Source organism: Bradyrhizobium sp. BRP19 (genome assembly GCF_020194195.1).
Taxonomy (GTDB): domain Bacteria; phylum Pseudomonadota; class Alphaproteobacteria; order Rhizobiales; family Xanthobacteraceae; genus Bradyrhizobium; species Bradyrhizobium yuanmingense.
In genome coordinates this window covers 76,619-98,402 of the sequence record NZ_JADYVZ010000010.1, presented here as the reverse complement: position 1 = coordinate 98,402, position 21,784 = coordinate 76,619, and the positions used below count along the sequence as shown (strand labels likewise).

Here is a 21,784-nt window from a genome sequence, read left to right as displayed (position 1 = left end):
CCTGCGAACGAACATTCACATGCGCCTTTCGTCGATTGTGGGCACCCCGCTTTCGCGCTAAGCATCGAGCAAAGCAAGGCGATCGTGCAACGTAGTCCATGACGGGGCGATCTTTCGTTTCCTCGGCGGTCAATCGCCGCGGCTTCATTCGCCTCGCGACTGCATCGGTCGCGGGATGGATCGCGCTCGGCGCAACGCCGGATCGTATGCGGATCGTCGCCTCGCTCACCGCATTGCCGCTCGACGACGAGCTGACCAGACGCGGCATGATCGACAGCGCGAGCTCTCGCCTGGGCAACCTCGTCGCCGGCTTGCGGCAGCGCGGCTGGGTCGAAGGCGTCAACTTCCGCCTCGAGCTCCGTTCCACCTTCGGCGCGCCGGACCGGCTGAAGATGGCCGTCCAGGAATTGCTCGACCTCAAGCCGGACGTGATCCTGACGGGGTCGACGATCGAGACCGCCGCCGTCCTTGCCGCCACCAAGACCATCCCGGTCGTGTTTGCGACCGCGAACGATCCGGTCGGCAACGGCTTCGTCGAAAGCCTCGCGCATCCCCGCGGCAACGCCACCGGCTTCACCAACAGCAGCGCCGAGATGGGCGGCAAGTGGCTCCAGCTGATCCGCGAGGCCGTGCCCGACGTCGCGCGCGTCGGCATCCTGTTCAACCCCGCGACCACGCCGCGCGGCGGACGCTTCTTCCTCGAATCGATCGAGCAGGAGGCTGCCGCATCCGGCGTCTCCGTGATCCCCGCGCCCGTCAACGCGCCCGCGGAGATCGACGACGCCGTCAAGCGCTTTTCCGAACTGCCCAAGGCGGCGATGGTGGCGCTGGTCGACAGCTTCCTCGTGGTCAACCGCAAGGCGGTGGTCGCGGCCGCCGCCAAATACCGCGTGCCCACGATCTATCCGTTCCATTACTTCATGGATGCCGGCGGGCTGATGAGCTACGGCCCAACGCTCGAGGTGCGCTCGGCCGATTACGTCGACCTGATCCTGCGCGGCACCAAGCCCGGCGACCTTCCAGTGCAATCGCCGCGCAAATACGAGCTGTTGATCAACCGCACGGTCGCCCGCTCGTTCGGCTTGACGATCCCGTTCACGCTGCTCGCGCGCGCCGACGAGATCCGCGAGTGAACGATCCCGGCGACCAGGAACCTTCGCGCACGCCTTCCGGCCGCCTGTTCAGGAAATATCTCTACTCGATCGTCGCCCTCGCCTTCGCCGCGCTCGCCATCAACACCAGCTTCGACGTCTGGTTCTCCTATCGCGAGCAGAAGCAGCTGCTGGCGGCGACCCAGCGCGAACAGGCCGCCTCCGCAGCGATTCAGATCGGCCAGTTCATCGGCCAGATCGAGAACCAGATCAGGTGGCTCGCGCGCCTGCCGCCGGAGCTGTCGACCCACGAGGACGAGCGGCTGAACGCCATCCGCCTCCTGCGCCTCTCGCCTGCGATCGCGGAGATCGCCCAGCTCAATTCGGAAGGCCGCGAGCAGCTGCGCGTATCGCGCCGGATCGCCGACAAGGTCGGCAGCAACGCCGATCTCTCCGCTTCAGCCGCCTTCCGCGGTGCCAATGACAGCCGGGCCTATTACGGTCCCGTCTATTTCTTCGGCGACACCGAGCCCTTCATGACGCTCGCCACGCGCGGCATCGGGCGCGCTCCCGATGTGATCGTCGCCGAGGTCAATCTGCGCTTCATCTGGGACCTCGTCACGGGAATCAGGGTCGGCAACACCGGCAAGGCCTATGTCGTCGACCGCATGGGCGTGTTGATCGCGCATCCCGATTTATGGCGGGCGCTCCAGCGCAGCGATCTCTCCGGCCATGCCGACGTCCGCGCCGCGCTCGACGGCATCGGGCCGCCTTCGGGCGGCCTCGTCAAGGAGGATCTCTCCGGCCAGCGCGTGCTGTCGACCTATGCGACCGTGCCCTCGCTCGGCTGGCTGGTGTTCGTCGAGCTGCCGCTTACCGAAGCCTACGCGCCGATCTATGCCTCGATCGGCCGCTCGACCTTCCTGCTCGTGATCCTGCTCGCCTGCGCGGTGCTGGTCTCGCTCATTCTCAGCCGGCGCATGACCGTGCCGATCCAGCTGCTGACCCAAGGAGCCAGGCGGATCGGCAGCGGCGACCTCAACTCGCGGCTCGCGATCAAGACCGGCGACGAGCTTGAGGCGCTCGGCGAGCAGTTCAACCGCATGGCGGCGCATTTGCGCGAATCCTACGCCACGCTCGAGCGCAAGGTGATCGAGCGCACCTCCGAGCTGGAGAAGGCCCGCGACCACGCGCTCGCCGAGCACGACGCCGCCGAGCGCGCGCGCCGCGCGGCGGTCGCGGCCAATGAGACCAAGTCGCGCTTCCTCGCCGTCGTCAGCCATGAGTTGCGCACGCCGCTCAACGGCGTCATGGGCGTGCTGCAACTCTTGGACGACGGCAGCCTCAGCGAGGCCCAGCGCCGCCATCTTGCCACCGCGGCGGCGTCGGGCGAAACGCTGATCGCGCTGGTCGATGCGGTGCTGGAATATGCGCGTCTCGAGGCCAGCACGGAAATGCTGGAGACGCGCGACTTCCGTCTCGACCAGCTCATCGAAGCCGCCGGCGACCTGATGCGTCCGCAAGCCCTCGACAAAGGCCTGAGCTTCGATCTCGCCTGCGATGACACGGTCGACACCGCCGCGCATGGCGATCCCGTCAGGCTCAACCGCATCCTGCTCAACCTGATCGGCAACGCGATCAAGTTCACCCCGAGCGGCGGCATCGGCGTGAGCGCGGCAACCGAGCGGCGCGGCGATCACCTCCTGCTGTGCATCATCGTGCGCGACACCGGCATCGGCATCGCGCCCGAGCTGCACGAGCGGATTTTCGAGGATTTCGTCCAGGCCGACGACAGCATCGCGCGTCGCTTCGGCGGCACCGGCCTCGGCCTTGCGATCGCGCGCCGTCTCACCCGCCTGATGCGCGGCGAGCTCAAGGTCGAGAGCGCGCCCGGCGCGGGCAGCACGTTCACGCTCGAAGTGCCGCTCGGGCTTGCCGGAAGCAGCGTGGCGCAAGGCGCGCTTGCGCCGCCGTCGCGGCAGCTCCGCGTGCTTCTGGTCGACGATGACCCCGTCAATTGCGAGGTCGGCGCAGCGATCCTGCACCGGCTCGGCCACCACACGACGATCGCCAGGAACGGCGCCGCAGCCGTCGAGCTCGCCCGCGATCAGGCCTTCGACGTCATCCTGATGGATCTGCACATGCCCGACATGGACGGCGTGGAGGCGGCCTTCCGGATCGGCGAGCTCGGACTTGCCAAGATGCCGCGCCTCATCGCCGTGACCGCCGACGTCTCCGGCCGCGCCCGCGATCGGCTTGCCGGCGCCGGCATCGCCAAGGTCGTCAGCAAGCCGATCCTGGTCAACGCGCTGCGCGAGGCGATCGAGGATGATCTGGTGGCCGAGCCGGCAGCCGCGCAACGCCCGGCGACCGAACTGATCGATCGGCCTTTCCTCGACGACCAGCGGGAGCTGCTGGGCGCCGCGCAAATCGACAAGCTCCACCATCTGCTCCAGCAGACGGGAGAACGATTGATCCACGACATCGCCGACGCCGCGGCGGCGGGCGATCACAAGCACCTCGCACGATCCGCGCATCAACTTGGCAGCGCGGCAAGTGCGCTCGGCCTCGTCCGCCTGTTCGAGCGCAGCCGCGACGTCGAGCTGGCGGCACCCGCGATGTCACCTGCCGAACTCGACAGTGCCGCACGCGAACTCGCCGAGATTCGACAGGCGTCGATGCAAGCGCTGAATGATCTGCTTGAACCTGCCGGACAGCAATCTGTCAGCTAGATTTGCGCAGGTCGGAGCTCCCAAGCGTTCTCTCCTGCGGCACCAGCGGCTGGCCAAGCGGAAAGATCAATCCCACGACTCCAGCCGGTTCTTCAGTAGGTCGCCCGGCCGGCGCTGTGTTTCCGGCCGGGCCAGCGCGCCCCCCAAGAGATCAACTACCTTCGTGCGGGACCTGTTTAGCATTCGCTATCACGAGCCCGAAGTTCTAACGACCAGCTTTATGTTGAGCAGGTTGACACCCTTGAATGGGTTCGGCGCGCTTTCGATGGTTCCCGTACCCGTTGCATTCGCGTAGGCACCAGTGCCCGAAAGAATCGTGTATTCGCCCGTCGATTTGCCGTCTTTGGCCGATCCGGTGTAGCGCGCCGTAATCGAGCCTTCCTCGAACGTGTAAGTGCTATAGCCGAAGAAGGGGCCAGACCCTTTGAGCAGGTCCGAACTATTGACGAACTCTTTCACGCCGATACGGCCATCGCTGAAGACGGCCACTCCGAAGAATTTCCCGGACACGACCGTCTGTCCTTCAACGTTTGCGGCCTCTATGACCTTGAGGTCGAGCGGCTTGGTGACGAGCTTGAACTCGAGCACCCGCTCACCGGCTACGGCGGTTGACGCCGCGACGGCCAATGCCACACCAGAAAGGAAAAAGGTGAGAGACTTCCGCATAGCTTCCTCCTGCGCTTGTTGAAACCAAGTCGAGAAGTGCGGGCGACTCATCGAGCCAGGCTCTTCGCGGTGGCACGGAAGAGAGCCCTCGGCAACGCCCGACAGCGGCTGAACTCTCTCTGTCCTGAGGCGAAGTCGGGACGCGAATATGAGTCCCAAGCCACGGGAAGAAAGTTCAAGTCTCCGTTGCGATATAATCTTATCCAGCCACTGCGCGGGACTCTCAGCAGAGGCACAATCATCATGGCCTCTGCTGGTTGCCGGACTTCATCTTATCATTCGCGCAAGAGTAATTCCGAGGAATCACTGTCAACAACGCTGACAATGGGAGAACCCATGCCACTCACAATTTCAGCGGCAGAGTCCCTAGACTGGCGCTGCGAGCCATTGCCTCGGCAGATTCGTGGCTTCACGACCCAGCCTCCGCACGTCTGCGCCCGCCAACTTCCTCATCCTCCCGCCCGAACCGCTCGACCAGGAAGTCGATGAACAGCCGCACCTTCACCGACAGATGCCGCGTCGGCGGATACACCGCATAGAGCGCTAGCGGCGGCGCGGAATAATCATCCAGCACTGTCCGCAACTCGCCTTTCCGCAACGCATCGGCCGCAATGAACTCCGGCAGCAGCGCCAGTCCCCTGCCCTTGATGGCGACATCGCGCAGCACCTCGGCATTGTTGACGCAGAGCGACCAGGCCGGCTGGATCCAGTGGTCGCCGTCGCGGCCGGTGAGCTTCCACTGATTACCCGTGAGCAGGAAGCCGTAGGTCAGCGAAGCATGCTCGCGCAGATCCTGCGGATGCTTCGGCGTGCCGTGCCGGGCGAGATAATCCGGCGACGCGCAGATCATGCGCGCCACCGGCATGATTTTGCGCGCGATCAGGCTCGACGATTCCAGCTCCGCGATCCGCAACGTCACGTCAAAGCCGTCCTGCACGGGATCGAGCAGATCGTCGCTGAGCACGATCTGGAGCTGCAGCTCCGGGAAGCGCGTCATGAAATCGGCGAGGACCGGCCCGAGCCGCATCGTGCCGAACGACATCGGCGCGTTGACGCGGAGCAGTCCCCGCGGCGCCGATTGCGCCTGCGTCACCGCCTGGTCGGCAGCCTCCACCTCCGAGAGGATCACGACCGCGCGCTCGAAATAGCGCTGGCCGTTCTCGGTCGGGCTGGCGTGCCTTGTGGTGCGGTTCAGAAGCTGGACCCCGAGGCTCTCCTCGAGGTCGGCGATGTATTTGCTGATCGCCGAGCGCGACAGCCGCAGCTGCCGGCCGGCCTCGGCAAAGCTGCCGCTTTCCACCACCTTCACGAAGGCCCGGAGGCTGCCGAGCTTATCCAAGGGATCGCCCCGTCGACTGTTTCCAAATCGTAGACATAGCCGTCATATTTGCATGGATTGTCTCCAATCCAAAGCGGAACGATATTTCCGGCCAGAGCAAGACCGCTCCCCGAATTTGGAGGACGACAATGTCTGGACTGCACCATGTCACCGCGATTGCTGGCGATCCCATCCGCAATTTCGGCTTCTACACGCGGGATCTTGGCCTGCGCTTCGTCAAGAAGACGGTCAATTTCGACGATCCCGGCACCTACCACTTCTATTATGGCGACGAGACCGGCCGCCCCGGCACCATCTTGACCTTCTTTCCGTGGGCCGGCGTCTCGGCCGGGCGCCGCGGCGTCGGCGAGACCCATCAGACCGCCTTCCGCGTGCCGCAGCGCTCGCTCGGCTACTGGACGCAGCGCTTCACCGAGAAGGGCATTCGGTACGAGGCGCTGGAGAAGCGCTTCGGCGAGTCCGTGCTGCCGTTCACCGATCCCGATGGCATGGCGCTCGCGCTGGTCGGCATCCCCGGTGCCGAGAACGAGCCGGGCTGGAGCAATGGCGACGTGCCGGCCGAGCATGCGATCCGCGGCTTCCACGGCGTGACCCTGCTGCTCGACAGCGCGGCGAAGACGGCGGCCATCCTCACCGACGTGTTCGGCTTCAAGGAGACCGGGCGCGAGGGCTCGGTGATCCGCTTCAAGGCGCCCGGCGATGCCGAGGGCAGCGTCGTCGACGTCTACGAGGCGAAGGGCTTTCTGCGCGGGCATCAGGGCGGCGGGTCGGTGCACCACATCGCCTTCCGCGCGGCCGACGATGCCGAGCAGGGCCAGATGGCCGAGAGGCTCGTGAGCAATCACGGCCTGCACCCGACCGAGCAGCGCGACCGCAACTACTTCCGCTCGATCTACTTCCGCGAGCCTGGCGGCGTGCTGTTCGAGATCGCGACCGACATCCCCGGCTTTGCCGTGGACGAGCCCGTGGCGAGCCTCGGGCGCGAGCTGAAGCTGCCTGCTTTCCTCGAACCGCACCGCAAGCAGATCGAGGGCGTTCTGCCGAATCTGGAAGAGACCGCGTCATGACCGAGACTGCATTCATCCATCGTTTCGAGCCCGCAGGCGACGCGGGCTCTCCACCTCTGCTGCTGCTGCACGGCACCGGCGGCGACGAGAACGACCTGCTCGGCCTCGGCCAGATGATCTCGCCCGGCTCTGCCCTGCTTTCGCCGCGCGGCCGCGTGCTCGAGCACGGCATGCCGCGCTTCTTCCGCCGTCTCGCCGAAGGCGTGTTCGACGAGGAGGACGTAGCTCGCCGCGCGAACGAGCTCGGCGACTTCGTCGCGGAGGCGCGGCAACGCTACGGCATCGCCGCGCCGATCGCGGTCGGGTTCTCCAACGGCGCCAACATCGCCGCGGCGCTATTGCTGCTGCAGCCTGACGTGCTGGCCGGCGCGATCCTGCTGCGCGCGATGGTGCCGTTGTCGGATCCGCCAAAGGCTGCGCTCGGCGGCAAGCCGGTGATGCTGTTGTCCGGCCAGGCCGACCCGATCGTGCCGGCGGGCAATTCGGCACGGCTCGCGGCGTTGTTGTCGGACGCCGGCGCGCGCGTCGATCACAAGGTGCTGCCAGCCGGCCACCAATTGTCGCAGGCCGATGTGACGCTGTCCCGCGACTGGATCAGCAAGGCGGACGCCAAGGCCGCATGATCGAGCAGCGGCGCATCGTTTGAACGATGCGCCGCTGCCATCACTCGAACCAGCCGGCCGCTTGAACCAGATCAGCGGCAACAGGCCACTGGCGATGATTGCGAGCCAGGCCAGCGGATAGCCGAAGCTCCAGTCCAATTCGGGCATGTGCTTGAAGTTCATGCCCCAGATGCCGACCATGATGGTCGGCGGCACGCCGACGACTGAGACGATCGTCAGGATCTTGAACAGCTCGTTCTGCTGGATGTTGATGAAGCCGAGCACGGCATCGAGCAGCAGCTGGATCTTGTCCGACAATCGCGTCTCGTAATCGCTGAGCGAGACGACGTCCTTGGACACGGCTTCCAGACGCTTCTTCGAGGATGCCGTGATCCACTCGCTGCCGACGTCGCCGGCAAACGCGGCAACGCGGCCCACCCCGAGCAGGACATCGCGCGCCTTGGCGAGCCGGTCGGCCAGCTCGCCGACAGTCTCCAGGGCCTCCCGCATCCTGCGGCTGGAGCGCACCGGGCGCTGGGTGCGCACCAGCCCGCCCCTAAAGACACCGCGCGAGAGCTGGTCGACCTTGCCGCCGAGATGCTCCAGGACATCGGCGCCGCGATCGATCATGGCCTCGAGCAGGCTGACGAACACGCACATGCCGTTCTCCAGGCTGTCATCGGAGCCGATGCGCTTGCCGATGTCGTCGAAGATCGGCAGCTCTGCAAAGCGCACCGTCACCAGCACATGCGGGCCGATGACGAAGCCCACCGGCGTGATCTCGGCCTCGTCGGCCTCGGTGACCCGGACCGCGGGCGAACTGAGATAGAGCGTGCCGTGGTCGAAGATCAGGCGGCTCGACGCCTCGATCTCGCTGAGCGAGTCTTCCGAGGGAATGCGGATGCCGAGCAGCCGCTCGACGAACTGCTTTTCCTCGTCGGTACCGTTTAGAAGATCGGCCCAGATGACCTCCGTGGGCATTTCCGCGCCGATGCCGTGCCAGTCGTCGGACGGCCACCTGTAAAGTCTGAGCAAGAACCGAACTCCGTGGCCGCATCGTCATGCCGGATGGCGCCGCCGACTAACGCATGAGAGTTCCAGACGTTCAAGACCCTCCAAGTGACAGCGGCATTCCAGGGGACATCGAGATACCGACCGGAACACGGTCGAGCGAGGCACGTTGACGGACGCGCGGGTGATCCATGGATACGCGTAGTGCATCCCGAAATGACGACATTCCTGGGTGTTGAGGCCTGCGACCTGACCGCCCCACTGCCGGCGGCTGACGCGATCCTGTTCGGCGCGTCGGATGCCACCCCGTACCTCGCAGGTCAGACCAGCCATGCCGCAAGAGCGCCCGACGTCATCCGTCGCGCGCTGCGTCACTATGAGAGCGATCTCACCCGCTGGGATTTCGATCAGGACGCCGAGCTGCTCGATCCGAGCAAAATGAGGGTCTTGGACGGTGGAAACGTCCCGACCGACCCAATGACGCCGGAGAGCAACCGTGATGCCATCAGAGCAGCCACGCAGGCCGTCCTTTCGGTCGGCGCCGTTCCGATCCTCCTGGGCGGTGATGATTCCGTCCCCATTCCTTTCTTCGAGGCGTTCCAGGACTGCAAGGGACTGACAGTCGTGCAGATCGACGCCCACCTTGATTGGCGGGATCAGCGAAACGGATCGGGCTATACCTTCTCCAGCACGATGCGGCGCGCCAGCGAATTGCCCTGGGTCAAGCGCATCGTGCAGGTCGGCTTGCGCGGCATCGGCGGCTCCGGTCGCGCCGAATTCGACGATGCAAAGGCGTGGGGCGCGAAGATCTTCACGGCAAGACATGTCCAGCGTCACGGGATCGAAAGCGTGCTCGGCGCGATCGAGGATGACGGCGAGTGCCTGATGACCATCGATTGCGACGGTCTTGATCCATCGGTCATCCCCGGCGTGCTCGTCCCACAGCCGGGCGGACTGTCTTATTTCGACGTTATCGACCTCATACGGGGTGTCGCGGCAAAGTCCAGAATAGTGGGCCTGGACATCGTCGAATTCGTTCCCGAGCGCGATGTGCAGAATCTTGGAGCGATTGCGGTCGCGCGGATCATCTGCAATGCGCTGGGTTGCATTGGTCGGCGGAACGTATAGCTGCTACCGCATATGAATCGTGGCGGCGACCGGTGCGCACGCCTCGTCCTTCGAGGCGGCGCTAACGCGCCTCCTCAGGATGAGGCTCATCAGCATCAGTGCCCGTTGAAACTGCCGCCACGCATTCGATCCTCATCCTGAGGAGCCCGCCCAAAGCGGGCGTCTCGAAGGATGGCCGCAGCGAAAGCCCTCAAATGCGATAACCCAGTAGGGCGACCGAAAAGGTGAGAACATGCTAGTGCCGGACATCATACGACGAGCCATCGAAATTGGCGAACGGAGCGGCAAGATCACATTCGATCAGTTGAATCAGATTTGTGAAGGCCGTGTACTGAGCCCCGAAGACATCGACCGCATTCTGAGCGCTGTGAGCGAGGCTGGAATTCGGATTGAAGAAGACTGACGCTTTGGCTCCTGGCGCAACAACAGAGGTCTCAAGTCCACCATCCGTCACCGGGATAGGCAACGTTATCCGCGGAAGAGATTTCCATCCCGACGCCCCTTCGAAGACGGCTGGCGTAGAATGCGAGAGGCGTTCCCTCATTGTGCCGGCACCAGCGCACCTCGCCGATGAAGAGCGTGTGGTCGGCGATATCGATCGATTGGACCACCTCGCAGGCGAACTGCGCGATCGCCTGCGGGAGCACGAAAAATCCTTGGCGAGCGACGAGCGGCGGAGCGTCGCGCAACAAGGGCCTTCCGGCAAAGTGCGCGCAGATCGCGGCGTCTTCCGCATGCAGGACATTGACGGAATAGATGCCGGACTTGGCCACAGCCTGCCAGGTCCGCCCGTGCATGAGAGAGACAAGCACAGTTGGCGGATCCGCCGAAACAGTCGTGAAGCTGTTGGCGGTCATGCCGAGCGGCGCGCCATCCTCATCGACGGTCGCGACGACCGTAATGCCCGTCGCGAACCGCGATGCGGCTGCCCGAAAACCGGCCGGTTCGGCAACGTGACCCATTACGCGCCTTCGATCTTGAAATGGCAGAGCGTCGCACCCTTGGGCGAATAGTTCGGCACGTCGGCTGCGACCTTCCGGCCGATGCTTGAGCCGAGCGCCGCGTCCATCGCAGCAGCGTCGGGGAAGAAGGCCTGGAAGATGCAGAAAGGCGCCTCCCCCGGTCCGAGTCGTTGGGGGAAAGCGTAATGATGACGCACCAGACCAGGGAGCGTCGCTGCCAGGGGGGCATGCTTGTCGACGTAGTAGGCCCTGAAGGCCGATGGATCGTCGGGCGTCGGGTAAAGAACGGTCAGGCAATGCATTGGTGTTCCTCTCAGACATGGTTCAGCATCCGCCCAGGAGCGAAACTGAGTCCGTACGGCGGTTCGTCGTCAGGCGGCGATCCTGCCGCTTCTATCGATCCAGGCGTGGATGCGTTTGTCGCTCGCCAGACGATCCCACTGGCGCTCCGGATAATTGAAGTTCTCGGTGAACTCGTCGCAAAGCTCCCGGTCCTGCGACATGGCGAAGATCAGCCGGCCCATGGCTTCCGATGGCGGCTGCAGCATCATGTTGGTCCAGCGGGCAGCGGCAAGCACGCGGTTCTCGCGCGCACGGTCGACGTCCTCGACGAAGCGCGCATCGAATGCCACCGCATCGGCGATCGCCTTGCCGAGCTCGAAGGCCGCATATGAGGCCATGTTGGCGCCCTGGCCCATCAAGGGATCGACGACGGAGTGAACGTCGCCCAAGGCAATGGCGAGCTTGTCGCCGTCGAAAGCCACCCAGGACTGCCGCACCGTCGGCACCACCGCGCCTTGCAGCAGGTCGAGCGGCTGGGCCAGCCCGAAGCGGTGCGTGTCGATCCGGTCGTAGGTGTGCGGATGATGCTTTTCCAGCTTGTCCAGAAGGGTCTGGCGGAATGCTGCCGGGTTGGCATCGTAGCTGAGCGAGACCAGGTCGGCCATGTCGCCGCCGGGAATGTTTTCCATCAACAGCGCCGTTTTCATGCCGCCGAAGCTCAGCGTGGGGATGACGATCATCTCGCCATGGCCGGGCGAGACGGACAGGGTGACGCCGCGCGGATCGTCGTCATCCGGGCTGCCGTGATCGACGCCGTCGTACAGGCCGACGCAAAGCAGGCGCTGCGGCCGATCGTACGGAGAGAGTTCGGGCCGGTGAGCGAACATGCGCCCGAGGGCGCCCTTGCCGGTGGAGACGACGAGAAGGTCGAAGCGCGAGACCAGCGCGGGGATGTCGTCATCCTGAATGCTGGCATACTCGATCAGGCCGCCACGATCCTCGAAGTCCTTCATCAGGGCCGGCAGGTAGATTCGATAATCCACCGCGCGGCTCGGCCGCTGAAATGCACCGCGGAACAGCAGCCCGCCGTCGGGGAAATTGAAGAAATGATCGTGGTGGTGATAGACCACTTGGGGATCATCCCAGTGGTTCACGCCGAGCTCGTTCTCCCGCGCGATGGTGACGCTGTGATGCGCGACGGTGTTCATCAGCCGTGTCGCCGCATACTGCTCCGGGGCGCGGTCCGTCAGCACGGTTGCCGCAATGCCCTGCTTCTGCAGGTAGAGCGCCAGATGCAGGCCGCCGGTGCCGGCCCCGAGAATGCCGATCGATTTGCTCATTCGTGTCCTCCCCTGAACGCAGGAAGGCTAGACCGGACCAGCCATGCCGTATATGGAATGGTCAGAATAATATAAATTCCGGCGAGGAATGAATGGACCGGATCGAGGCGCTGCAGACCTTCATCCGGGTGATGGAGGCAGGGAGTTTCACCCAGGCCGCCGACGACCTCGGTTTGGGTCAGCCGGCGATCAGCAAGCGCATCGCGCTGCTGGAAGCCGAGTTTCGCTGCCGACTGTTCGTGCGCACCACGCGCAAGCTGCGGCCGACCCCGGAAGCCGACCGCGTCTTGAAATACGCCAAAGACATCGTCGCGCTGCTCGAGAGCGCCGGCGCGCCGACGCAAAGCCGGATCGGCAATCCGTCAGGGACGTTGCGCATGACGGTGCCGACCTCGTTCGGCCGCTTCTTCTTCCGTGAGATCTTCGCCGAATATACCCGCCGCTATCCTGATGTCCGGCTGGACGTCAGTTTTACGGAACAGTTCGTCGACCTCATCGAAACCGGGACCGAGCTTGCGATACGGATCGGCAGCCTCAATTCGAGCTCGCTGGTGGCGCGGCGGGTGGGCACCATTAAACGCCTGCTGGTGGCGGCGCCCGCGCTGCTTGCGCGTCATCAGGTACCCTCGTTGCCGGATCATCTGCGCCGCATGCCCTGCGTCACCTACTCGCGCCTGTCGCAGAAGAATCAGTGGACGTTCGAATCCGAAACCGGCCGTTACGTCGTGGACATCGCGCCGGCGATGACCTGCGACGATGCGGACGTGATGACGCTGGCTGCATTGGAGGGGATAGGCGTCGCCGTGCTGCCGAACTGGTGCACCGTCGAGCACATCGCGGCCGGCCGTCTCGTCCATGTGCTGCCCGACTTCGTCGTGCCGCCGCTGCCCATGCATGTCGTCTATCCCGACCCGCAATGGATGTCACACCGGGCACGACTGTTCCGCGATCTGATCATCGAGCGTGCGGACGTCTTTGCGCTCGCTGATCGCTTTCGAAACCCCGATCTCGCCCCTTCGGCAACCACGGAAACTGGCTCGTTCCGTTGAGCGTGTGACGTCTGGAAGGGGTCACAAAGCGGAGCGAGGTAAGCACGTCTCCGCGTCCGGTCTAGCCCTGAGAGCCAACATTGCGATGGCCTCAGCATTGTTCGGCTCAGGGGCCAGAAGCGGACAAACGTCGCTTCCAATTGTTTGCCGCAGAGTGGTGTTTCCTTAATTTCCTTTGTGACAAAATCCGAGGATCGCAGGGATATTGCCTTGAACGAATGCGACTTTCACTAACGGCCCGCGCTGACAATCTCGCCAAGCGTCGTAGCAAGATTCCTGAATGGATCGCTGCTGCATCGTCCGGCGACGTGGACGCTCAGTTGGCCCTCGCCTGGGAGTATGCCCGAGGCGATGCCGTTGCCCCCGATCTCGTGACAGCATGGAACTGGTTTGATCGTGCCGCCTCATCTGGTCAGGAGAACGGTGTCTTACATCGAGCCCGCTTCCTTCAGCTTCGCGGTGTCCCGGAGGGGGTACGAGAACTTCGCAAGCTCGCCGTCAAGGGTAATTGGAACGCACAGTTTTGGCTCGCGACGCACTATCAGTCCCAAGACGGGCGCTTGAACCAGTTGAGAGCCGCCGTGTGGTACGACCGATCCTACAAAAACGGCTGCCTCGGCGGTAAGCTCGCCAAGTTGGCGCAACTGAGAAGAACCGCGCATCAACCCTTCAGAACTGTACTTGCCGTCAGGCTCGTCATTGAAGCGTTTTCGTTCTTCCTGCAAATTTTTCGTCAAGAGCAGAAGATCGAACTCCACGAGGTGCTTCTGTATCGCTTAAAGAGCAGACCTCGTGAGAGCAGCTAATCGGCGGTTGAAGTCGCTTCGGGTCAAAAGCTTGCGCTAATCGCGAGGTTTCTTGAATATGAAATCAAATGTTGAAGTAGGACCCTGCTGCCTCTTCCAGTCCGCAAGCCTCTCCTCTTGCTCGTGCAACTCACGATACAGCTCAGACATCCGGGCAAATATCGACCGGATAGTTTCATCATTCGCGGCCTTCGAAATCTGAGCACATCGCTCGGCCGTGTCGAGATTCTCGCTCATGAATGCTGTCTCTACGCTACAACTAGGCCCTTACCTTGGCCTTCCGGCCAGACGTCTCGGATGCCTCAAGGCATGCTTGTACTCAAAACGGGAAATGAACGGCCAAGCATTGTAATCTCCAGCCGCAAGAAAGCCGGAGGCACGATCGTGAGAAATCGTATTGTGCCAACTCAACCACATCGGGCGGGCACGTCGCATCGGGTGGAGGCCGGGCAATGAAATCTTCGGCCAACGGTACTCAAAGTCGCCGTCGAGAAACAATATCCAGCGCAGCACTTCGCGTTTCCAGACCGGATCGAGGCTGTGACGTCGGACCAAGCGATGCTCCTTCATATCGCTGTAGGAGCCACGACATGTCTGTAATCGCCCAGATCGCTGGGTCCCCGTCGTTCACCGGCATAGTTCGTTCAAACTGATCGTTGGTAATCGAGCCGGCAATCAGGTGTCTAAGGTTTCCTGAAAGCTGGTCGCGTGCTACGCGATCTATCATCCTGCTGCTCCGATCCGGCCGGTGGATCATTCACCCGGCAAACCTTCCGTTGAGTTAGCAGCTTTGCTCGCAGTTGAGAGAAATCTAGCGAGGTCCGCTTCGGGTCAAAAGCCGCCGATTTGCCCAGCAGCCGGGGCGCTTCCGGTTTACCCCGCTTCCGGACAACTCGTCGCTACGCCCTAATGGAAGCGATGGGCCAACAGCGGAAGTCGCGCTCATTCGATCACCTCGTTGCGCAGATAAGTCCTTGGCTCAGATTTAATTTCGGCAGCCCGGGGCAATGTGCCGCACGCCGGTTGATGGAAACGCGGTTCGGGGATGAGAAAAAAGGAGCTTCCGATTTCGGCGTAGCGGAGTTGATACCGCACGGGATCACCACACTGGCGCCTGACCTTCCGCCGCCACTGTGGGGCCAAGTCGCTCGGGCGGGGGTCGCATGGTGGTCGGCGCACGAGACGAAAAGTTCCACTCCGGCGGCCTGCCTGTGACTGCGTCCGTATAGGCAAATCGCGGAGCGACGCTCCGACGTCGGCTTTCGGGGAGCACACGCGTCATGGATGAAATCCTGCGTTGGGTGGCGACAGTCGGCACGATCGGCGCCGGGCTGATCCTAGCTGCCCGGGCGCGGCCACTCATTACCGGCTGGGCCTTCGTCGTACTGAGCGGTGCATCGGTGATCTGGATCGTCGTCGGCTATCTAACAGCGGAATATGCGCTGATGGTGCAAAACGTGGTGGTGACACTTATCAACGTGTTCGGCGTCTACCGGTGGCTGATCTGGAAAGGAAATGTATGAAAGCGTTCTGCCTGCGCGCTCTGCCGTCCGAGCGCCAATTGTCGGCACGCAGGTTACTTCCGATTTCCGCGATGAGCCGAGAACAGAGACGCTGCCTGGACCTGCACCTCTGGGCCACATTCGGACATGTGCGTCGTTAGGCTGACGAAGATCCTTCAACAATCTTCCAATACGAGTCCTTGCGGATCACCTCGTCCGCGCGAAAAGTGTAAAAGTCACATCCTCGGACCTCGATCTTTTTTCCTTCACCTGTAGTGCCCGTTAGCGTCCATTTTGAAATGCCCGTGTTTGCCATCGTATCCACAAAATGCTCGGCGTCGCCGTAGTGAACATCCGGTAAGCCTTCAAAGCGCGTCGCGAGCCCGTCTCGTACGTTGCGTTTGCCCTCGAAGCGAGATCCCCAAGGCTTGCTTCCCCTCGGCATCTCCAAGACACAATCGTCAGCAAAGAACTCCATGATGGAATCCAAGTCGTGCGCGTTGAACGCTTCACACAGCGCCGTCAATTTCGATCGAATGTCCATCCTTCCCTCCATCGAGTTCCCGGAAGGGATACAATAACACAAGGGCACGCAGGTGAGTTGAAGGGCCGATTAGACGTCTGGTCGATGTCGCCTTCGGGTCACAAAGCGCCCTCCGCAGGGCAGGACGGCACGTCCGCCATATCGGTGAGAACAGACAACGGATTTGTCAGCGCATGCCACCGGCACCAACCGGCGCACGCACAGTGCACTCTAAGGCGCCGGCAAGCCGGGCAGCGGCTTGCGCTTGGCGGAGGCCAGCTCATACGCGTAGGCCAGGCGTAGCAGCTTGTGCTCGCTCCAGGCGCGGCCTGCGAAGGTAATGCCGAACGGATAATCGGGCGTGTCCTTGCCGTCGTCTGTGCCCGAAACGAGCCCGCCCGGCACCATGACGCTGGGATAGCCCGCCCTGGCGGCGATTGCGGCGCCGTATGCGCCGGGGAACAGGACGGCGTCGAGCTTGTGTCGGCTTATATAGGCATCCATGCCGCGCGTCTTGGCCGAGAGCAGGTCCATGGCGCGCGCCGATTTGTACTCGCGCTCGCTGAGATCGCCCCTGGTCATCTCCGCGGCGAGAAAGTGGTCCTGGCCGAAACGCAGCGCCCTGCCCGCATTCGCCTCGTTGAAGGCGACGATGTCGGCCATGGTCTTGATGTCCGTATTGGTCGCCCAATCCTTCAGATACAGATTGAGGTCGTGCTTCATTTCGTAGAGGAAGACGACCGGCGGTCGGGTGATCGTGCCTTTGTGGGCGCTCAGCGGATTGCGGTTGAGCACGGCCATGGTCGTGCCCGGCCCGCCGATCCAGCCAAGCGTCGGCATGCTGGCACGCACGATGACGGCTCCGAGATCCTCCAGCACCTGGATCGCCTCAGTCATCAGCTTGGCCGACTTCGGTGGCAGCTTGCCGTAATAGCAGTCGTTCAGTGGGTCGGCATGGTCGCTCGGCACGCCGATGCGCGCCCCCTTCATCGCATCGCGGGTCAGACCGGCGGTGTAATCGGCCGGCCGCCGCTGCTTTTGCGTCGCTGGGTCGAGCGGGTCCTTGGCCGCCAGCACGTTGAGCAGCAGCGCTGCGTCGCGCACGGTCCGCGTCATCGGCCCTGCGGTGTCCTGGCTGTGCGCGATCGGCACGATACCGGCACGACTGATCAGCCCGACGGTCGGCTTCACGGTGACGAGGCCGTTCTGGCTGGCGGGAAACAGTAGCGAGCCCGAAGTCTCCGTGCCGATCGAGGCCGCACACAGACCGGCCGCCACCGCGACCGCCGGGCCCGCGCTTGAGCCCCCCGGGGACACGACGGGGATGCCGTGATCGTCGGCCAGCGCCGGCGCATAGGGGTTCTTGACCTGGCCGCCCAGCGACGAAAAGCCGTGGGACATGTCGATTGCGAGCATGTTGGAAAATTCGGTCAGGTTCGCCTTGCCGAGGATCACCGCGCCGGCCTCGCGCAGCAGCTTGACGAGCGTCGCATCGTCGCGTGCGCGTGCGCCTTCCAGCGCCAGCGAGCCCGCCGTGGTCGGCTGAGCGTCGCCGGTCGCGATGTTGTCCTTCACAAGGATCGGGATGCCGGCCAGCGGCCGCTTGGCCGACGGCTTGACGCCGTCGAGCCTGCCCGCGATCGTGAGCGCGTTGGGATTGAGCGCGCGGACCGCGTTGAGCTGCGGTCCATTACGGTCGTAGGCTTCGATGCGCGCGAGAAAGGCTTTGACCAGCGCCGTGGCAGTGACATGCCCATCGGCCAAAGCATGAGCGATATCGCTCATCGACGCATGATCGAGCCTTGCATGATCAAGCTTTGGGGAGATCGGCGCCTCGGCGCTGACGGCCGCCGCGGCAATGCCGGCATTGCGGCGGGATGATTTCTGCACGGCTGCCTCGACCGACGGCGCGCGTCTCCACCACGAGACTCGAGCATGCCATCATGCCAGTGTTTTGCCCGACGGGTCAACTTTCGGGCGCATCGCGTCGATCACACAGGCGCAACGTGCAAGCCATTGAAAATGACTGACCCCGGCTACTGTGCATGGGGTTGTTTTTCAGGTTTTGTTTGGAGCTGCCCTCTCCAACGCGTGGAGAGGGCACAGCAATGGACGCCGCCTATTCCCAATACCAAGCGGAGAAGTCGTTCTCGAACTGCGGGACTTCCTTCCAGACGCCCTTCAGCTTCTTGTTGATGACGGTGGGCCATTGCGGCTGGAACAGGTAAGCCGAGACTGCATCGGTCGCCAGCATGCGCTGGGCATCGCCAAGCAGCTTGGCGCGGCCGGCTTCGTCCGGCGTCGAGACGATCTGCTTGTAGAGCGCGTTGAACTTCTCGTTGTTGTAACCGAGGTAGTAGTCCGGCTCCGTGATCTTGACGAGGTCGAACGGCTCGACATGGCTGACGATGGTGAGATCGAAATTGTGCGGGCCATTGCCGGCGAACACCTGCGACAGCCATTGCGCCCATTCGACGTTCTCGATCTTGGCGATGATGCCGACCTTGGCGAGCTGGGCGGCGACGATCTCGCCGCCTTGCCGCGCATAGGGTGGCGGCGGCAGCTTCAATGACAGTTCGAGCGGCGTGGTGACGCCGGCTTCAGTCAGCAGCTTCTTGGCCTTCTCGGGATCGTACGGGTTGATGCCGGTGGTGTCGACATAGCCGAGCGATCCCGGCGTGTAGAAGCTGCCGATCGGCGTGCCGTAACCCTCGACCGCGCCGTCGATCAAGGCCTTGCGGTCGATCGCGGCGAGGATGGCGCGGCGAACGCGGACGTCGTCGAGCGGCTTCTTGCGGTGGTTGATGGCCACGATGGTCTTGGCCCTGGAGCCGCCGATCAGCACCGTGAAGCGCGGATCAGACTTGAACTGAGCAACCACGCGGGTCGCGATGCGCGGGAATGCGTCGACGTCGTTCGAGAGCAACGCCGCGGCCTGCGCCGCCGGATCGGAGATGAAGCGGATCGTCACCTTCGACAGCTTGATCGCAGAGGCGTTGCGGTAGTCGGCCCATTTGTTCAGCGTGATCGAAGAGCCCTTGGCCCAGGCGCCAAGCTGGTATGGTCCGGTGCCGACCGGCTGCGTGACATTGGTGCCAGCGCTCTTCGGCTCGACGATCGAGCCGCCCGCCTGGCCGAGCAGGAACGGCAGGTTCGGCTCGGAATATTTCACCGTGATCACGACGGTGTCGGCGTCGGGCGTCTCGACCTTCTCGAAGGCCTGGTACAGGCTCTTGTCCTTGTTGGTGCTGGTGGGCGCCGCGTTGCGCTCGAACGAGAACTTCACCGCCGCGGAATCGAACGCTTCGCCATTGTGGAATTTGACGCCCTTGCGCAGTTTGAACGTATAGGTCTTCAGATCGGGCGACGCGGTCCAGCTCTCGGCGAGCAGCGGTGAGGTGGAGCCGTCCTCGTTGATCTTGGTCAGCGTCTCATAGATATTGTAGAGCGTGACCTCGGCGATCGCGGCCGCGGCGGCGTTGGTGGGGTCGAGCCCCGGCGGCTCAAGGGTCATCCCCATGACGACGCTGTCCTTCTTGCTCTGCGCCAGCACCGGCAAAGGCGCCGCGACGAGCGCAGCGGCAAATGCGACGATCGACAGTTTCCTGAACATGCGCGAACTCCCCGACCAATCCTGTTTCCAGCTTAACGCCAATCCTGCCCCGGACACTAACCTTCCATGGCCGCCTGCGGCAACGCCATCACGGCCTCGGCCTTGTGGCACGCGGCAAGGTGCCCCTCGCCCACCCTGCGTAACTCAGGCGGAACCTCGCGGCAATGCTGGTCGGCATGGGCGCAGCGCGATGCATAGGGGCATCCGGTCGTCACCGCCGAGTGCGAGGCGATCGCCTGGGCCCCGCGGCGGCGCCGGCCACCTCCGGCGCGAGCCCGCGGCACCGCCTCCAGCAGCGCCCGCGTATAGGGATGGGCGCAGCGCTCGAACAAATCCTCTGGCCGCCCCTGCTCGACGATGCGGCCGAGATACATCACCGCGACCTCGTCGCAGAGATAGTCGACCACGGCGAGGTCATGGCTGATCAGGATGTAGCTCAGGCCGAACTGCTCCTGGAGGTCTTGCATCAGGTTCAGCACCTGGGCCTGCACGGAGACGTCGAGCGCCGAGACCGGCTCGTCGGCAACGATCAGCTTCGGCTGGGTGATCAGCGCACGCGCAATCGCGATGCGCTGGCGCTGGCCGCCGGAGAATTCGTGCGGATATTTTTCCATGTCCGCATCGCGCAAGCCGACCTGGCGCAGCACCGCGGCGACGCGGTCGCGGAACGTGGTGCGGTCGGCACCTTCCAGCACGGTCAGCGGCTCGGCGACGATCCGCGCGATGGTCTGCCGCGGATCGAGCGAGCCGTAGGGATCCTGGAACACCATCTGGAAATCACGCCGGGCGCGGCGCAGCTCGTCGGCCGGCAAGCGGTTGAGATCGCGCCCGAGCAGCGCGACCTGTCCTGCGGTCGGCCGCTCCAGCGCCATCACGACGCGCGCGAAGGTGGACTTGCCGGAGCCGGACTCGCCGACGATGCCGAGGCTCTTGCCGGCCCGGACCTGCACACTGACGCCGTTGAGCGCGCGCACCTGCCCCGGCGGACGGAACAGGCTCTCGCGCGGCAGCGTGTAGCGCTGTTCGAGATCCCTGACGTCGAGAAGCGGGGCGATGCTCATGCGGTCAGCGCTCCGACGCGCTCGGCCATCGACACGTCCGTTCTTATGCAACGCGCAAAATGGCCGGGGCCGACATCCACCATCGGCGGCAACGCGGCGCGGCACTGGTCGATCACGAGTGGACAGCGATCGGAGAAGGTGCACCCGGACGGCAGATCGGCGAGCTCCGGCACCGTGCCGGAGATCGTCCTCAGCCGCGTCCCCTTGCGCGCGCCGAGCTTGGGCCGTGCACGGAACAGGCCCTGCGTGTAGGGATGGCCCATGCGACGGAACACCTCGTCGGTCGGGCCGCTCTCGACGACGGTGCCGCCATACATCACCATCATGCGCTGGACGTTCTCTGCAATGACGCCGAGATCGTGCGAGATCAGGATCATCGACATGCCGCGCTCCTCGACGAGGTCGGCGATGAGGTCGAGGATCTGGCCCTGGATAGTGACGTCGAGCGCGGTGGTCGGCTCGTCCGCGATCAACAGGTCCGGCTCGCAGGCAAGCGCCATCGCGATGGTGATGCGCTGACGCTGCCCGCCGGAGAACTGGTGCGGATAGGCATCGACACGACGTGCGGGGTCGGGCAGCCCGACGCGGTCGAGCAAAGCGATTGCTTCCCGACGTGCCTGCGCCGCCGAATAACTCTTGTGACGGCGCAGCGGCTCGGCGACCTGGTTGCCGATCGTATGCATCGGATTGAGCGCAGTCATCGGCTCCTGGAAGATCATGCTGATGCGGTTGCCGCGCAGGCGGCAATAGTCGGAATCCGCAAGTCCGACGAGTTCGTCGCCGTCCAGCTTGACGCTGCCGGTCACGACGGCACTGTCCGGCAGCAACCCCATCAACGACAACGCCGTGACCGACTTGCCGCAGCCGGACTCGCCGACGAGCCCGAGCGTCTCGCCGCGCGTCAGCGCAAAGCTGACACCGCGCACGGCCTGCGCCGACCCGCGGCTGGTGTTGAGGCGGACACCGAGATTGTCGACCTCGATTAGCGGCATGTTGGAGCGCTCGGCCAT

The 21,784-nt window shown here is 63.9% G+C and carries 20 protein-coding genes and 1 pseudogene; 9 read left to right on the top strand and 12 right to left on the bottom strand.

The features are described 5' to 3' along the window. Positions 1–98 precede the first annotated feature (98 nt). A complete protein-coding gene (locus tag I6F36_RS26295) occupies positions 99–1,133 on the top strand; it encodes an ABC transporter substrate-binding protein (RefSeq protein WP_225172460.1) in 1,035 nt (344 codons plus the stop codon). After that, positions 1,130–3,823: a hybrid sensor histidine kinase/response regulator gene (locus I6F36_RS26290; RefSeq protein WP_225172459.1), complete on the top strand. Its 2,694-nt coding sequence runs from the start codon at positions 1,130–1,132 to the stop codon at positions 3,821–3,823. The genes I6F36_RS26295 and I6F36_RS26290 overlap by 4 nt, the downstream gene beginning before the upstream one ends. A 189-nt stretch (positions 3,824–4,012) precedes the next feature. Here the strand turns inward: I6F36_RS26290 and I6F36_RS26285 are convergent, their stop codons facing one another. Both I6F36_RS26285 and I6F36_RS26280 read right to left on the bottom strand, forming a co-directional pair. Then, positions 4,013–4,489, bottom strand: coding sequence for a hypothetical protein (locus I6F36_RS26285; RefSeq protein WP_225172458.1), 477 nt, complete (start codon positions 4,487–4,489; stop codon positions 4,013–4,015). A gap of 409 nt (positions 4,490–4,898) precedes the next feature. Further along, positions 4,899–5,828, bottom strand: a complete 930-nt coding sequence (locus tag I6F36_RS26280) for a LysR family transcriptional regulator (RefSeq protein WP_225172457.1) — start codon at positions 5,826–5,828, stop codon at positions 4,899–4,901. A 128-nt stretch (positions 5,829–5,956) separates the two neighbouring features. On the opposite strand from I6F36_RS26280, the gene I6F36_RS26275 reads away from it, so the two are divergent. Both I6F36_RS26275 and I6F36_RS26270 read left to right on the top strand, forming a co-directional pair. Beyond that, the gene (locus I6F36_RS26275; RefSeq protein ID WP_225128901.1) at positions 5,957–6,895 is read left to right on the top strand and encodes a ring-cleaving dioxygenase; all 939 of its coding nucleotides are present in this window, start codon (positions 5,957–5,959) and stop codon (positions 6,893–6,895) included. Then, positions 6,892–7,518, top strand: a complete 627-nt coding sequence (locus I6F36_RS26270) for an alpha/beta hydrolase (protein WP_225128899.1) — start codon at positions 6,892–6,894, stop codon at positions 7,516–7,518. Before I6F36_RS26275 ends, I6F36_RS26270 begins: the two co-directional genes overlap by 4 nt. A gap of 40 nt (positions 7,519–7,558) precedes the next feature. Here I6F36_RS26270 and I6F36_RS26265 read toward each other — a convergent pair. Beyond that, positions 7,559–8,532, bottom strand: a pseudogene (locus I6F36_RS26265) (magnesium transporter CorA family protein). 180 nt (positions 8,533–8,712) lie between these two features. On the opposite strand from I6F36_RS26265, the gene I6F36_RS26260 reads away from it, so the two are divergent. Together I6F36_RS26260 and I6F36_RS26255 are read left to right on the top strand one after the other, a co-directional pair. Next, entirely contained in the window at positions 8,713–9,636 is a 924-nt protein-coding gene (locus tag I6F36_RS26260) for an arginase family protein (RefSeq protein WP_225172456.1), read from the top strand. Between the two features lie 232 nt (positions 9,637–9,868). Further along, a complete protein-coding gene (locus I6F36_RS26255) occupies positions 9,869–10,039 on the top strand; it encodes an RNA polymerase sigma factor region1.1 domain-containing protein (protein WP_036005446.1) in 171 nt (56 codons plus the stop codon). A 31-nt stretch (positions 10,040–10,070) separates the two neighbouring features. Here the strand turns inward: I6F36_RS26255 and I6F36_RS26250 are convergent, their stop codons facing one another. The 3 genes from I6F36_RS26250 to styA form a co-directional block, all read right to left on the bottom strand. Beyond that, positions 10,071–10,598: a flavin reductase family protein gene (locus I6F36_RS26250; protein WP_225172455.1), complete on the bottom strand. Its 528-nt coding sequence runs from the start codon at positions 10,596–10,598 to the stop codon at positions 10,071–10,073. Further along, positions 10,598–10,900 carry an EthD family reductase gene (locus I6F36_RS26245; RefSeq protein ID WP_225172454.1) on the bottom strand — a complete coding sequence of 101 codons (303 nt, stop codon included), beginning with the start codon at positions 10,898–10,900 and terminating at the stop codon, positions 10,598–10,600. The genes I6F36_RS26250 and I6F36_RS26245 overlap by 1 nt, the downstream gene beginning before the upstream one ends. A 69-nt stretch (positions 10,901–10,969) precedes the next feature. Continuing rightward, complete coding sequence (gene styA, locus I6F36_RS26240) at positions 10,970–12,220, bottom strand: styrene monooxygenase subunit StyA (RefSeq protein WP_225143945.1); 1,251 nt, start codon at positions 12,218–12,220, stop codon at positions 10,970–10,972. Positions 12,221–12,312: 92 nt separating this feature from the next. Between styA and I6F36_RS26235 the strand changes: the two genes are divergently transcribed. Both I6F36_RS26235 and I6F36_RS26230 read left to right on the top strand, forming a co-directional pair. Next, complete coding sequence (locus I6F36_RS26235) at positions 12,313–13,269, top strand: LysR family transcriptional regulator (protein WP_225172453.1); 957 nt, start codon at positions 12,313–12,315, stop codon at positions 13,267–13,269. 218 nt (positions 13,270–13,487) lie between these two features. After that, positions 13,488–14,075 carry a tetratricopeptide repeat protein gene (locus I6F36_RS26230; protein WP_225111806.1) on the top strand — a complete coding sequence of 196 codons (588 nt, stop codon included), beginning with the start codon at positions 13,488–13,490 and terminating at the stop codon, positions 14,073–14,075. A gap of 36 nt (positions 14,076–14,111) precedes the next feature. On the opposite strand, the gene I6F36_RS26225 is transcribed toward I6F36_RS26230, so the two are convergent. After that, positions 14,112–14,312 (bottom strand): hypothetical protein, encoded by a 201-nt coding sequence (locus I6F36_RS26225; RefSeq protein WP_225172452.1) that lies wholly within the window; start codon positions 14,310–14,312, stop codon positions 14,112–14,114. Positions 14,313–15,355: 1,043 nt separating this feature from the next. On the opposite strand from I6F36_RS26225, the gene I6F36_RS26220 reads away from it, so the two are divergent. Further along, a complete protein-coding gene (locus I6F36_RS26220; protein ID WP_051056887.1) occupies positions 15,356–15,598 on the top strand; it encodes a hypothetical protein in 243 nt (80 codons plus the stop codon). Positions 15,599–15,734: 136 nt separating this feature from the next. On the opposite strand, the gene I6F36_RS26215 is transcribed toward I6F36_RS26220, so the two are convergent. From I6F36_RS26215 to I6F36_RS26195, 5 genes are all read right to left on the bottom strand, one after another. Next, positions 15,735–16,121, bottom strand: a complete 387-nt coding sequence (locus I6F36_RS26215; RefSeq protein ID WP_036023492.1) for a nuclear transport factor 2 family protein — start codon at positions 16,119–16,121, stop codon at positions 15,735–15,737. A 210-nt stretch (positions 16,122–16,331) separates the two neighbouring features. Beyond that, the gene (locus I6F36_RS26210; protein ID WP_225172451.1) at positions 16,332–17,990 is read right to left on the bottom strand and encodes an amidase family protein; all 1,659 of its coding nucleotides are present in this window, start codon (positions 17,988–17,990) and stop codon (positions 16,332–16,334) included. Positions 17,991–18,219: 229 nt separating this feature from the next. Then, positions 18,220–19,713, bottom strand: coding sequence for an ABC transporter substrate-binding protein (locus I6F36_RS26205; RefSeq protein WP_225111803.1), 1,494 nt, complete (start codon positions 19,711–19,713; stop codon positions 18,220–18,222). Between the two features lie 56 nt (positions 19,714–19,769). Next, positions 19,770–20,774, bottom strand: a complete 1,005-nt coding sequence (locus I6F36_RS26200) for an ABC transporter ATP-binding protein (RefSeq protein ID WP_225172450.1) — start codon at positions 20,772–20,774, stop codon at positions 19,770–19,772. Further along, positions 20,771–21,784, bottom strand: coding sequence for an ABC transporter ATP-binding protein (locus I6F36_RS26195; protein WP_225172449.1), 1,014 nt, complete (start codon positions 21,782–21,784; stop codon positions 20,771–20,773). Before I6F36_RS26195 ends, I6F36_RS26200 begins: the two co-directional genes overlap by 4 nt.

Bases quoted from the DNA above. Each gene is read 5' to 3' on its own strand.
- I6F36_RS26220 (WP_051056887.1), top strand. From the start codon at position 15,356: ATGGATGAAATCCTGCGTTGGGTGGCGACAGTCGGCACGATCGGCGCC.
- I6F36_RS26195 (WP_225172449.1), bottom strand. From the start codon at position 21,784: ATGGCCGAGCGCTCCAACATGCCGCTAATCGAGGTCGACAATCTCGGT.
- styA (WP_225143945.1), bottom strand. From the start codon at position 12,220: ATGAGCAAATCGATCGGCATTCTCGGGGCCGGCACCGGCGGCCTGCAT.
- I6F36_RS26275 (WP_225128901.1), top strand. From the start codon at position 5,957: ATGTCTGGACTGCACCATGTCACCGCGATTGCTGGCGATCCCATCCGC.
- I6F36_RS26255 (WP_036005446.1), top strand. From the start codon at position 9,869: ATGCTAGTGCCGGACATCATACGACGAGCCATCGAAATTGGCGAACGG.
- I6F36_RS26200 (WP_225172450.1), bottom strand. From the start codon at position 20,774: ATGAGCATCGCCCCGCTTCTCGACGTCAGGGATCTCGAACAGCGCTAC.
- I6F36_RS26250 (WP_225172455.1), bottom strand. From the start codon at position 10,598: ATGGGTCACGTTGCCGAACCGGCCGGTTTTCGGGCAGCCGCATCGCGG.
- I6F36_RS26270 (WP_225128899.1), top strand. From the start codon at position 6,892: ATGACCGAGACTGCATTCATCCATCGTTTCGAGCCCGCAGGCGACGCG.
- I6F36_RS26215 (WP_036023492.1), bottom strand. From the start codon at position 16,121: ATGGACATTCGATCGAAATTGACGGCGCTGTGTGAAGCGTTCAACGCG.
- I6F36_RS26285 (WP_225172458.1), bottom strand. From the start codon at position 4,489: ATGCGGAAGTCTCTCACCTTTTTCCTTTCTGGTGTGGCATTGGCCGTC.
- I6F36_RS26230 (WP_225111806.1), top strand. From the start codon at position 13,488: ATGCGACTTTCACTAACGGCCCGCGCTGACAATCTCGCCAAGCGTCGT.
- I6F36_RS26225 (WP_225172452.1), bottom strand. From the start codon at position 14,312: ATGAGCGAGAATCTCGACACGGCCGAGCGATGTGCTCAGATTTCGAAG.
- I6F36_RS26205 (WP_225111803.1), bottom strand. From the start codon at position 19,713: ATGTTCAGGAAACTGTCGATCGTCGCATTTGCCGCTGCGCTCGTCGCG.
- I6F36_RS26245 (WP_225172454.1), bottom strand. From the start codon at position 10,900: ATGCATTGCCTGACCGTTCTTTACCCGACGCCCGACGATCCATCGGCC.
- I6F36_RS26235 (WP_225172453.1), top strand. From the start codon at position 12,313: ATGGACCGGATCGAGGCGCTGCAGACCTTCATCCGGGTGATGGAGGCA.
- I6F36_RS26295 (WP_225172460.1), top strand. From the start codon at position 99: ATGACGGGGCGATCTTTCGTTTCCTCGGCGGTCAATCGCCGCGGCTTC.